This window comes from Holzapfeliella saturejae (assembly GCF_037546065.1).
In the GTDB taxonomy this organism is placed as follows: Bacteria; Bacillota; Bacilli; order Lactobacillales; family Lactobacillaceae; genus Holzapfeliella; species Holzapfeliella saturejae.
This window is the reverse complement of the sequence record NZ_JAWMWG010000001.1, coordinates 1,033,470-1,046,091: the sequence shown is the minus strand read 5'-3', so window position 1 is coordinate 1,046,091 and position 12,622 is coordinate 1,033,470. Positions and strand designations below refer to the sequence as shown.

General features: G+C 35.1%; 9 protein-coding genes. 7 read left to right on the top strand and 2 right to left on the bottom strand.

Features of this window, described 5'->3' with window-relative positions; translation table 11 throughout:
- Window position 1: 1 nt before the first annotated feature.
- Window positions 2-967: a membrane protein insertase YidC gene (gene yidC / locus R4Y45_RS05190; protein WP_339969972.1), complete on the bottom strand. Its 966-nt coding sequence runs from the start codon at window positions 965-967 to the stop codon at window positions 2-4.
- Window positions 968-1,137: 170 nt separating this feature from the next.
- On the opposite strand from yidC, the gene R4Y45_RS05185 reads away from it, so the two are divergent.
- From R4Y45_RS05185 to greA, 6 genes are all read left to right on the top strand, one after another.
- Window positions 1,138-1,899, top strand: coding sequence for a TrmH family RNA methyltransferase (locus R4Y45_RS05185; protein ID WP_339969970.1), 762 nt, complete (start codon window positions 1,138-1,140; stop codon window positions 1,897-1,899).
- A 68-nt stretch (window positions 1,900-1,967) separates the two neighbouring features.
- Window positions 1,968-2,306, top strand: a complete 339-nt coding sequence (locus tag R4Y45_RS05180; protein WP_339969968.1) for a winged helix-turn-helix transcriptional regulator — start codon at window positions 1,968-1,970, stop codon at window positions 2,304-2,306.
- Between the two features lie 285 nt (window positions 2,307-2,591).
- On the top strand, window positions 2,592-3,647 hold the full coding sequence (gene pheS, locus R4Y45_RS05175) for a phenylalanine--tRNA ligase subunit alpha (protein ID WP_339969965.1): 1,056 nt from the start codon (window positions 2,592-2,594) through the stop codon (window positions 3,645-3,647).
- A complete protein-coding gene (pheT, locus tag R4Y45_RS05170; RefSeq protein ID WP_339969963.1) occupies window positions 3,647-6,049 on the top strand; it encodes a phenylalanine--tRNA ligase subunit beta in 2,403 nt (800 codons plus the stop codon). Before pheS ends, pheT begins: the two co-directional genes overlap by 1 nt.
- Window positions 6,050-6,069: 20 nt before the next feature.
- Entirely contained in the window at window positions 6,070-7,155 is a 1,086-nt protein-coding gene (gene mltG / locus R4Y45_RS05165) for an endolytic transglycosylase MltG (RefSeq protein ID WP_339969961.1), read from the top strand.
- 76 nt (window positions 7,156-7,231) lie between these two features.
- Window positions 7,232-7,714 (top strand): transcription elongation factor GreA, encoded by a 483-nt coding sequence (greA, locus tag R4Y45_RS05160; RefSeq protein ID WP_339969959.1) that lies wholly within the window; start codon window positions 7,232-7,234, stop codon window positions 7,712-7,714.
- A gap of 23 nt (window positions 7,715-7,737) precedes the next feature.
- On the opposite strand, the gene R4Y45_RS05155 is transcribed toward greA, so the two are convergent.
- Complete coding sequence (locus R4Y45_RS05155; RefSeq protein WP_339969957.1) at window positions 7,738-10,383, bottom strand: YfhO family protein; 2,646 nt, start codon at window positions 10,381-10,383, stop codon at window positions 7,738-7,740.
- Between the two features lie 104 nt (window positions 10,384-10,487).
- Here R4Y45_RS05155 and R4Y45_RS05150 point away from each other — a divergent pair, with 104 nt between their 5' ends.
- On the top strand, window positions 10,488-12,590 hold the full coding sequence (locus R4Y45_RS05150) for a peptidoglycan D,D-transpeptidase FtsI family protein (protein WP_339969955.1): 2,103 nt from the start codon (window positions 10,488-10,490) through the stop codon (window positions 12,588-12,590).
- Window positions 12,591-12,622: the final 32 nt, after the last annotated feature.

Here is a 12,622-nt window from a genome sequence, read left to right as displayed (position 1 = left end):
TCTAGTCTTTTTTATTTTGCTTTCCAGCGTTACGCTGACGGTTTTGTTCACGATTAGGTGTGGCATTTGCTGAACTGTTAGTTGTCTTTGTTGTACTTGCTGAATTTGTTTTTAAAATATCATCAATGACTTTTGGTGTAACAACTTCTACAATTTCAGTATCTTTATTAGCCTCTGCACTTTGACGCTTAATACGAGGTTGTAAGATATAAGACATGACAAGTTGTTGAATTAAAACAACGATACCACCCACTAAGAAGTAAAGTGAGATACCACCTGGGGTAGAAATACTGATGAAGAAAGTAACTAAAGGACTAATAAAAGCAGTTGTTTTCATCATTTGTTTTTGTTCAGGTTCAGCTTTACTGTACATAATAAAACTTTGAATAACATAAAGTAGGGTCGCAATGACGGTGATAATTACTGAAGGGCTACCTAGTGAAATCCCAAAGAAACTTGAATGTACAATGTCTTGTGAGTATTGGATTGATTGGTAAATCCCCATCAAGAAAGGTAGTTGGATAATTAAAGGTAAACAACCAATTCCACCTGTGATTGACATGTTATTTTCACGGTAAACTTGCATTTGAAGTTGGTTAATTTGCATCTTTTGTTCTTGAGTCGTTGCAGGATTTTTAACAGCTTTTTGGATTAAATCTGTTTGTGGCTTAACCAATTTCATACGTTCTTGGTGACGTAAACTTTTTGATTGTTGGTTAATCATTAAGGGTAGCAAGATTAAGCGCAATACCCCTGTAATGATAATTAATCCCCAACCAATCCCATTAGGTTGGCCAATGGTATTCCCGATATTCAACATAATTTGTTGAATGGGTTTACCAATTAACGAGTAGATAAAACCTTGAATACCTCCAGGTTCACCCGTTGCTGTGTGAGCTGCACATCCTGTTAATACGATTGCTGTAACCAGCAGTAACAAGACGAGTTTTGCATTTTTTTTAGTCATATAATTGTAAGAAATCCTTTCTAAGAGTCTCTAACCAATTATACTAAACTAGTTAGTACAGTCAATTCAAGTAAAAAATAGGACGGGGAATTAAAAAATAAGAATCTGACAATCACTTTTGTTTTTTTTAATAAAAGTGGTATAATTATTCATCGCAAAAGGAGAATATTATGCCACAAATTACATCTTTAACGAACAAAACAATTAAAGAGCTTAAAAAGTTACAACAAAAAAAATACCGCCAAAAATATGGACTATACTTAATTGAAGGTTTTCATACAATTGAAGAGGCCTTAAAGTCTAATCAACCTTATCGTTATCTTGTGGGAACACCTGAAGCGTTGAATAAGTTAGAAATAGCTGATATTAAAGCAGACAAAGTTTTAGAGGTGACTGATGAAATTGCTAAGTCACTTAGTCAAACAAATACGTCACAGTCAATTTTTATGGTCTTGCCAATTAACCAACCTAAATCATTCAGTTTTTATCCAGGTAAATGGGTCTTATTAGATAGTTTATCTGATCCCGGAAACGTGGGAACTATCATTCGAACAGCAGATGCTGCGGGATATGATGGGGTTATTTTAAATACTGGTAACGTTGATTTATACAATGATAAAGTTCAACGAGCTATGCAAGGTAGTCAGTTTCATATTACAGTGTTACAACATGATTTGGATGACGCCATTATGAGCTTAAAAGATGCGGGGAACCGTATTTTTGCAAGTTGCTTAGATGATGAAGCCATTCATTCAAATACGCTTGAACCTGGCAGTGCGTTTGCTTTAATTGTTGGAAATGAAGCACATGGGGTTAGTCATGAGCATTTAGATGCGGCTGATGCCAAAGTTTATATTCCAATTTTAGGACAAGCAGAATCATTGAATGCGGCTGTTGCTGCAGGAATTATGATGTATCAATTTGTTTTATAAAACATAATAAAATATGTTACTATACATTTGTAAGTACAAATCATTTTTTAATCATGGAGGGATTTTATATGTGTACTAAAACTTTACAAACAACCGAAAATGAAATCTTATGTCATTGCTTTATTGAGTCTTTTGAATTCTTAGGCAAAAAATGGAATGGGCTGATTATTTGTGCATTATGCAAAAATGAAGCTATGCGTTTTAAAGATTTAGCTAATATCGTGCAAAAATGTTCAGATCGTGTGCTAACAGAACGTCTAAAAGAACTAGAATCACTAAAAATTGTGAACCGTTCAGTTGATGAGCAAACAGGCGTTATTCGTTATTCTCTTACTCAAAAAGGAGACGAATTAAAACCCGTAATGGATCAAATTCATGCTTGGGGTAAACGCTGGCACGAAGAATAAAATAAGTTGCGCTATTATGCTTTTTAGTTTAGAATTTAAAGCATACAGCGATTGAAGCTAGTAGTAGTGTGGTAATCAAAGCGAAGGCTGGATAGTGAGAGCAGTCTATTTAAGCACTATGAATTTCACTTCAGGAGTAGAATCTAATCCATTCCGGCAATCACCGTTATCTGATGTACTAAGTGTATGAGACTTTTATGTCTGATAAAGCAGGGTGGTACCGCGATGTCAAAAGCTTCGTCCCTTTTTGGGATGAGGCTTTTTTATTTTGAAAGGAGAGCTATTATGTCTATTTTTGATCATATTCAAACATTAAAAGATCAAGGGTTAATACAAATTAAAGAAGCTAGTGACTTGAATACTTTAAATGATATTCGAGTGAATTTAACAGGTAAAAAAGGGGAACTTACTAAAGTTCTTCGCTCAATGAAAGATTTATCAAATGAAGAACGTCCTAAAGTAGGACAGGTTGTAAACGAGGTACGTGACTTATTTGCAACTGAAATCGATAACAAAAAAGAACAATTACAACAAGCTGAACTTGAAGCTCAAATGCAAGAAGAAGCAATTGATGTTACTTTACCTGGTAAAGAAAGTTACCTAGGTAGTCATCACTTAATTAATATTGTTCGTCAAGATATTGAAGAGTTTTGTGTGAGTTTGGGGTATCAAGTAATTACGGGTCCTGAAGTAGAATCAGACCATTACAACTTTGAAATGATGAATATTCCAAAAAATCATCCTGCTCGTGATATGCAAGATACTTTCTATGTTGATGCTGCACATGAACATTTAATGCGTAGTCAAACTTCACCTGTTCAAGCACGTACACTTGAAAAACATGACTTTTCAAAGAGTCCATTAAAAATGATTTCACCAGGTAAAGTTTACCGTCGTGATGATGACGATGCGACTCACTCACACCAATTTAACCAGTTAGAAGGTTTGGTTATTGATGAAAACATTACAATGGCTCACTTAAAAGGAACCCTTCAAGCGATTGCTCAACATGTTTTTGGTGAAGACCGTGAAATTAGATTAAGACCAAGTTACTTCCCATTTACTGAACCGTCAGTTGAAGTTGATGTCACTTGTTTTGCCTGTGGTGGTAAAGGTTGTTCAACCTGTAAATCAACAGGTTGGATTGAAGTATTAGGTGCTGGTATGGTGCACCCTAATGTTTTAGAAAACGCTGGTGTTGATAGTCAAAAATACGGTGGATTCGCCTTTGGTCTTGGATTAGATCGTTTTGCTATTTTGAAATACGGTGTTAGTGACATTCGTGACTTCTACCTTAATGATGTTAGATTCTTAGAACAATTTAGACAGGAGGCCAAATAATGTTAGTTTCATATAATTGGTTAAAAGATTATTTAGATGTGACAGTAGACCCTGCTGATTTAGCTGAAACAATCACACGTACAGGGATTGAAATTGAAACCCTTGAACATCCTCAAGAAGGGTTGAAAAAAATTGTAGTGGGACATGTATTGTCTCTTAAAAATCATGAAAACTCAGATCATTTAAGAGTGGCACAAGTTGATGTTGGTGAAGAAGAACCTTACCAAATCGTTTGTGGTGCGCCAAATATTGCAGAAGACCAATATGTGATTGTAGCATTGCCTAATTCACGTATTGCAGGTAATGAAAAAATCAAAAAAGGTAAATTACGTGGTGTTGTTTCTCAAGGAATGATTTGTGGGTTACAAGAAATTGGATTCAGTGACTCAGTTGTTCCAGAAGAAGTGAAAGATGGTATTTATGTTTTTGAAGATGCAGTTGCACCTGGAACAGAAGTTTATGAAGCCTTAGGTATGGATGACTATATCCTTGATTTTGATATTACACCTAACCGTGCAGATACCTTATCAATGGAAGGTGCTGCTTATGAAGTAGGAGCTATTTTAAGTCAAAAGCCTAACCTAAAAACACCTCAACTTACAGAAGACTCACAAAGTTTTGATTCACAAATTAAAGTATCACTTGATTTAGATGAATCCGCCGTTTCAAATTATCGTTTAAGATATCTAACAGACGTTAAACTTGCAAAAAGTCCACTTTGGATGCAAACACGCTTGATGAATGCAGGAACACGTCCAATCAACAATGTAGTTGATGCTTTGCAATACGCTATGATTGAAATGGGACAACCTTTAGCTGCTTTTGATGCTGATAAAATTGAAGGTGATTTACAAGTTCGTTTTGCAAAATCTGGTGAAACGATTCAATTGAAAGATCAAGACCCAATTGAACTAGATACTGAAGATATTGTGATTGCTGATGACCAAAAGATTCTGGCATTAGGTGGTGTTGTCACTTCAACTGCTGCTGAAGTCGATGAAAAAACGAGTTCACTTATCTTACAATCAGCTATTTATGACGGTGCTTTAGTGCGTAAATCAGCCCAAAGACACGGTGTGAGAACTGATTCTTCTGCTCGTTTTGAAAAGGGCATTAACTGGGATAATACGCAAAAAGCAATCGACTACTTAGCTCAACTTATTGCTGAAAATGGTCAAGCAAATGTATTATCCGGAACTAAAGTGGTTAGAGATATTCAAAAATCACCAGTTGTGATTGATATTACAACCGACCGTATTAACCACGTATTAGGAACTGAACTAACTACAGCAGATATGGTTGCTATTTTTGAACGCCTACAATTTGGTGTGGTAGCTGAAGGGGATGCACTTAGCGTGTCTGTTCCTGCAAGACGTTTTGATATTTCAATTGATGCTGATTTAGTAGAAGAAGTGGCACGTCTTTTTGGTTACGATAACTTGCCAACTGTTCTGCCAGTTGTTGAACAAACAATTGGTGGTTACGATAGACAACAACAAGCTTTAAATAAAGCACGTAATCTGTTAGTTAGTTTTGGCTTAGATGAAACAATTAATTATTCACTAACAACTAGCGAAAAAGCTGTAAGTTTTGTTAAAGAACCAAAAGATGTGATTGCTTTGGACTGGCCAATGACTAAAGAACACGAAGTCTTACGTCAAAATTTAGTATCTGGGTTATTAGACAGTGCGGTTTATAATGCTGCTAGAAAACAAACAGACTTACGTTTATTTGAACAAGGTCGTGTCTTTAGTCGAGAAAACGGTGAAAATCAAGAAGTTGATCATATTGCAGCTTTATATGCCGGTCAAAATCGCCCAAATAACTGGCAACATGATGTTAAAAATTTTGATTTTTACGAAGTAAAAGGTCAAGTGGAAGCATTCTTAAAAGCAATGGGCTTCACTAAAGCCACAAGTTATGTGGCAGAACCAATTAAAGGGATGCACCCAACACGTACAGCTGCGATTTATTACGATGGTCAATACGTTGGATTTGTTGGTCAAATTGACCCACGTGAACTACCAAAAACCAAACTTAAAGAAGTTTATGCTTTTGAATTAGACATGGTGACACTACTTTCAGTTGATGTTGAACCAACGGTTTCAAAAGAAGCACCTAAATACCCAGCTATTACACGTGATTTATCCTTACTTGTTGATGAAGCAGTAACTAACTCACAAATCATTTCAGTAATTGATGAAAATGGTGGCAAGTATCTACGTGATAGTCAAGTTTTTGATGTTTACTCAGGTGATAAATTAGAAGCTGGCAAACAATCAATTGCTTACCAACTTACTTTCCAAGATTTTGCTCAAACATTGAAAGATGAAAGTGTTAATGAGGCTATTGCAGCTATTACTGAAGCACTAACATCACAACTTAATATTAGTGTACGTTAGTTAATGGGGAGCTAATTATTATGCGTAATCGTAAACAAGATAAACCGACAAAAAAATTAGTGAAATGGATTGTTTCAATCTTAATCATTTTAATTGCTGTAGTAGGATTATCAACCGCTGTATATGTCAACCAAGCATTACAACCTTATAATGTCTCAGATCAATCTAAAAAAACGATTAATATCCCCGAAGGGGCTACTAACCGAGATGCTGCGGTAATTTTAGAAAAAAATGGATTGGTTAAAAATTCAACTATTTTTACTTACTGGGCTAAATTTAATCATTATGACAGTTTTAAAGCGGGGGACTATTCATTGTCTCCATCGATGACTTTAACTGAGATTGTTAATAGCTTACAAAAAGGACTAAACAAAGCAACTGAAGGTCAAATTGTCATTAAAGAAGGGGATAATATCGATGATATTGCCACTTCAATTGAAAAAAATGGTAAGTTTAAAAAACAAGATTTTCTTGATTTAGTAAACAACAAAGAATTTGTTAATAAGTTAGCTGAAAAATATCCAAACTTACTTAATGGGTTAACCGATAGAACAAATCTTCGTTACTTCTTAGAGGGTTACTTATATCCAGCAAGCTACGATATTTTCTCTTATTCAAAATTAGAGGATATTGTCACAACGATGGCTGACAAGACCAATCAAGAACTAACGCCATTTTATGATCAAATCAAATCACAAAACAAAACGGTGCATGATGTGTTAACTTTAGCTTCTCTAGTTGAAAAAGAAGGGGTAAGCGATAGTGATCGTGCTAAAATTGCGGGTGTGTTTGATAATCGTTTAGATCAAGGCATGACACTAGGAACAGATATTTCTGTGCTGTATGCGTTAAATCAACATAAAACAATGCTTTCGATTGAAGATACAAAAGTTGATTCACCTTACAATCTTTACCAAAACAAAGGTATTGGACCAGGTCCTTTTGCGATGCCAAGTGAATCGTCAATCAAAGCTGTGTTAATTCCTGCTGATCGTGACCAAGGTTATTTATACTTTGTTGCTGATTTAAAAACAGGTAAAGTTTACTATAGTAAAACTTATGATGAACATATTGCAACAAATACTAATTTAGGACAACAAAACTAAATAGATAGTTGACAAATTGGTTCATTCACTCTAATATTTATCAGGAATGATATAGAAATATGGGGTGTTTATAAGGATGGTCGAAAGAGTATATCCAATGACAGCTGACGGTAAAGTGAAGCTCGAGGAAGAATTAGAAACTTTAAAATTAGAAAAAAGACCAGAAGTTATTGAAAGAATCAAAATTGCACGTTCTTTTGGTGACTTATCTGAAAACTCAGAATACGAATCAGCAAAAGATGAACAAAGTGTACTAGAAAGTCGTATTAAGCAAATTCAAGAAATGCTTAAATATGCACAAGTTGTGGATGCTACTCAAGCAGAAGCAGACGAAGTTGCTATTGGTAAAAAAGTGGTTTTCACCGAAGTTGGTGAAGATGATCCTGAAGAATATATTATTGTAGGGTCATCAGAATCTGACCCACTTTCTGGTAAAATTTCAAATGACTCACCAATTGCCAAAGCTTTAATTGGTAAAAAAACAGGTGACGTTGTCTCAATCGCAACCCCTGGTGGCGAGTTTGATGTTGAAATTTTAGAAGTAACCTTAGCTGATTAAAATAAAAAACGTCGATTAGACAGTTAGTCTAATTGACGTTTTTTTATTTTGCGATAGGTGTATAAACCACCTAATGTTAAAACTAGTGTTGTTGCAGATAATACAAATGGATAAATCACATAATCTGGTTGATAGTAATACTCAATATGATGAGTCCCACTTGCTAGTGGTAAGCTCCAAAATGTATTTGCCCATTTCACAGGTGTGACAGCTTTACCATCTACTTTGAATTTCCAACCACTATCAGCAGGAATTGATGTCATAAAGCGTTGGCTTTCTGATAATTCCACATCTGAAGTATAGTGTGTATTAGATAATTGTTTTGTGTTGGTTGGTGTTGCCTTTAAGGCGTCAATATCTGTTTTAAAGGATGCATTATCAAAGCGGTATAAGGAAAGTAGTGAAAATGATAAGAAGTCTTTTTGAAGTTCTAATTTTACAGTTACCTTTACGCCTTTTTGATTACTTGCCACGTTTAAAACACGATTTTCATTACCACCAAGAGAATTACCACTAACCAAAATATCATTAATGTAAATTTTAACTTGTTTATTGTCAAAGAAATTAGGAACTAGTAGGTAATAAGGGTCGTTAGTTTCAGGGGTGAAACTATACTCTACTGTAGCAGGTTTTCCTTGCTCCATGACGTGATAAGAAGTTGTATCTAGCGATTTTTCAACACTAACGTTAGTCAATGAAGCATCCATTTCGGGTTGTTTTTTAAAATAAGAAACTTGTTTGTTGAGTAAGTTACTCATTAATTCTTCTTGGTTTAAAATTGGACGATTTGTCGCTAGGGAAACCTCAGATGAATTTTCTGGTGCAATAAATGAAATAGGTAAGGCATGGTCATTTTTGTAGACATCAATCTGATAATTCTTCATAATTTTTTGATAAGTATCTAAATCAGGTCTTGTTGTTAACGAAGCAAATCGATTAGGGGTCTTGAACGGAAAATCATCGGAATTATCGGCGTAAGTGTAGTAGTATTTAACGCCTAATAGTGAGTCAGTCAGAACAGTCCCATTACCATAACTATATGAACTACCCGCACTCTTTAGTCCAATTCGGTTTAAGAAAATACTCTGGTAATAAGGTGTTAGTGAATTGAAATGACTGATACCATTAAATAAACCACTAAAGGGATCGTCGTTTGAACGATAGTATGTTTTTTCTGTTCGATAAAAACTATCATCGGATTCTTTTATTTTTTTGCTAGTGTCAGCATTTTGACGAGAATAATTGACATAAGCACTATTAGATTGATAAGAGATATTGTTTAAACTTGCAGCAAAGTTACTTGAAAGGTCTAACGTCACTAGCACCATTAACAAAATAGGTGCAATAGCTCCCCAAGTATTAAAGCGCTTGTAGAGGTAAATTCCCATTGCAAAGAAAACAGCTGTAAATCCAATGTTTAACCAATCTAAGAAAGTAAATTGAGCTAAGTTGATAGCCACAAAAATAATCGCAGCAACTACTAAAATAGATTGAACAATCCAAGTCTTGTTACTGTCAAATTTAATATTCTTAAGATAATCACTAGCTAAAATCAAGCATAAGAAAACTAAACAGAAAGTAAATCTACCTGGGAACCAAACCGGAAATTGCCCCATATGCCACATTAAGACAAGTGGAATGAATGATAGCGAAGCAATCATAAAGAAGAAAAGACCAAATAAAGCAATACGGGTTCGTTTGGCAATTGCTTTATTCATAAAGAAACCAATCACGGCTAGTAGTAATAAACTACTGAAGTAGACGTTAGGCATACCATAGGACATTTGATTAAAGTCAAAACTACCAATCATTAATTTTGCCAGAGTATTTTGTGGAGGGTACTGAAAGGCAAGTTCAAATTGAGAACCTTGCGATTGTCCTTTACCAGTCAGTAATTCAAGAACAGTTGGAATGAGCACAAAAGCTGTTAATAATGCTGATAAAATATTCGTTGCGGCATATTTGATAAACAGTTTGCCCCAATTTTTTGGACGATTGATAATCCAAAGTGTGATGTAGTAGAAGAAACCAAAAAGTAACGCCATGTAGCCTGAGTAAAAGTTGGTAATCAATAAGGCGCAGGTTACGAGCAATAGCTTTTTGAATTGGGGTTTAGTGAACCAATCATCAATTGTTTGTATCAAGATAGGTAACAAAATAACTGAATCAAGCCACATAAGATTGAAATTATTAGCGACTACAAATCCACACATGGCATAGGCAGTTGATAAAGCAAGCGTTGCATAACCATTAAGGTGGTTACGACGATGGAAATAGTGAAAACTACTTAAGCCAATAAAACCAATCTTCGTTAGAATAATTAGAAAAATTCCGGTCGGGAAAAAGGCTGTCGGAACTAATAATAAAATCAAGTTAAAGGGACTTAATAGATAATACGCCCAAGTTCCGGCCATTGCGCCACCCAATCCTTTACTAAAGGAATATAAAATATCATTGGGATTTTGCGTTAGAGTGTGTTTGAAATAAGCTAAAAAATCAATGTATTGTTGGCCTAAATCAACTGTTAAAATAGAATTATCACCAAAAGGATAAGCGCCTCTCAGTGCAAAATAAATTAAGAATAAAATAAACGGTAATAAAAAACTGAGCCATTTAAAAGTTTTAATATTATCAACTTTTATTAGGCGAGTTAGATAGTTGTTTTGCATAGTCTCCATCCATTATTTAAAAAATTTTCAATACGTCTGTACTGAATAGTAATCCACTCCGAATTTTGTTAAAATAAGTCTATTATATTAAGGAATGAATTATTGTGAAATATTTAAAAAAATTAAAAAATTCTACAAAAAAAAGCACCTCTTCCATCCCGACAAGAATGAACATTCTTTTGGGCGTTATTTTTATTTTATTTGCGTTACTCATTATCCAATCAGGGCACTTGCAGTTGAACTATGGGAGTCGGTTTCGCGCCGAAGTTGACACATCAGACCGAAATCTAGTTCAAGCCAATGTTCCAAGAGGAATTATGTATGATTCAAAGGGCCGTGTTTTGGTTGGAAATGAATCAAAAAACGCCATCACCTATACTCGTGGTATGAATCTAACTACCAAAGGTATGAAAGAAATTAGTGACGACCTTAGTCAGTATATCTCTTTAGATGGGGAAAGCGCAACTAATCAAGATTTAGCCACTTATTATTTGAGTGATACACGTAACTACAGTGATCTTTTAAACAAGATGCCAAAGGATCAAACCAATTCAGCAAATTTATCAAGTACACAGATTTATGCTAATGCTGTGAAGTATTATATTAGTCAAAAGCCACAAGTTTCTGATAGACAAAAGTCAGCAGCTATTATATTACGTAAAATCAGTGCAGCTTCAATGCTTTCGACAGTTTACGTGAAAAATAATAATTTAACGGATAAAGAAGTTGCTTTAGTTGCTGAACATTTATCTGAATTGCCAGGAGTTAATATTGGAACAGACTGGACACGTGTTTATCCAAACGGTGATTCAGTTCAAAGTATTATTGGACGTGTTTCAAGTGAGCAAGCAGGATTACCAAGTGATCGCTTGCAATATTATTTAACACAAGGCTATCTTAGAAATGACCGTGTTGGAACGAGTTATTTAGAGCGTCAATACGAACCGATTTTAAGAGGGACAAAAGCACTTAACCAAGTTAATATTTCATCTTCTGACAACACCATTGAAGAAATCAATACGGTTTATCCTGGCGCAAAGGGAAGTAGTTTGACTTTTACATTAGATTTACAGTACCAACAAATGATTTCAGATAGTTTAAATAAATACTATCAAAAAGCACAAGCAGACGGTGTAACGAAATACTCAGCTGGTGCCTATGCTGTTGCAACTAATCCCAAAACAGGGGCTATTTTAGGTATTGCGGGTATTGGTCGTAATCCAAAAACAGGTGAGACATATAGTGACGCACTTGGAACAATTAATCATGCCTTCACGATGGGGTCTGTTGTTAAAGGTGCTACAGTTTTAGGTGGATTGATGAATGGTGCAATATCACCACAATCTAATACTTTACCTGAAGAAGCGATTTATTTAAGAGGAACACCCGTTATGAAATCAGTTTATCCATTGGGTACTTTTTCATCCTTAAATGCACAGACGGCACTAGAAGTGTCTTCTAATATTTATATGATGCAGTTAACGTTACGATGGTTAAAAGCTGGTTATGTAGCTAATAACTATATTACGATGCCACAAGATGCATTCGTTCAAATGCGTAATATCTATTCTCAATTTGGATTAGGAGTTAAAACGGGTATTGATTTACCAAGTGAAGTTGCTGGGTATCCAGGTCGTCCTTTCGATAGTAAAGGGAATTTACTTTCTGGTTCGGCTTTAGCTTTATCATTTGGGAACTATGATGGGTACACAGTAATGCAATTAGCACAATACGTATCAACTATTGCTAATGGGGGCTATCGTATGAAACCTTATTTAGTGAAGTCAATAGGGCAAACAACAGATGATAATAAAGCCTTTATTACACAACATACCAATTCTCCAGAAGTGCTAAACAAAGTGGACTTCACACCAGAACAATTGCAAGTTGTTAAAGAAGGATTTTCTCAAGTCGTACACGGCCACAATGCGTGGGGAACTGCTCATACATTAGCAGATATTGAACCTTCTGTAGCCGGCAAGACCGGGACAGCGCAAACTTTCTATTATGATCCTGACAATCCTGGAAATCCAAATGCTCCTGAGACAACGACCTCAAGTTTTGTTGGTTATGCACCAGCAGACGACCCACAAATTGCAATTTCTGTAGTCTTTCCAGATTTAGATGTCAACTCTCAAGGACATTACAACTTGGATGTTGCACATGAAATGTTCACCAATTACTTTAAATTGAATCCACAAAAATAGTGGAAAATTCCAAAAAATAATGTTATCATGTA

Excerpts from the sequence above, each read along its gene's own strand:
- R4Y45_RS05155 (WP_339969957.1), bottom strand. The coding sequence starts at position 10,383 with ATGCAAAACAACTATCTAACTCGCCTAATAAAAGTTGATAATATTAAA.
- greA (WP_339969959.1), top strand. The coding sequence starts at position 7,232 with ATGGTCGAAAGAGTATATCCAATGACAGCTGACGGTAAAGTGAAGCTC.
- pheS (WP_339969965.1), top strand. The coding sequence starts at position 2,592 with ATGTCTATTTTTGATCATATTCAAACATTAAAAGATCAAGGGTTAATA.
- R4Y45_RS05180 (WP_339969968.1), top strand. The coding sequence starts at position 1,968 with ATGTGTACTAAAACTTTACAAACAACCGAAAATGAAATCTTATGTCAT.
- R4Y45_RS05185 (WP_339969970.1), top strand. The coding sequence starts at position 1,138 with ATGCCACAAATTACATCTTTAACGAACAAAACAATTAAAGAGCTTAAA.
- yidC (WP_339969972.1), bottom strand. The coding sequence starts at position 967 with ATGACTAAAAAAAATGCAAAACTCGTCTTGTTACTGCTGGTTACAGCA.
- mltG (WP_339969961.1), top strand. The coding sequence starts at position 6,070 with ATGCGTAATCGTAAACAAGATAAACCGACAAAAAAATTAGTGAAATGG.
- pheT (WP_339969963.1), top strand. The coding sequence starts at position 3,647 with ATGTTAGTTTCATATAATTGGTTAAAAGATTATTTAGATGTGACAGTA.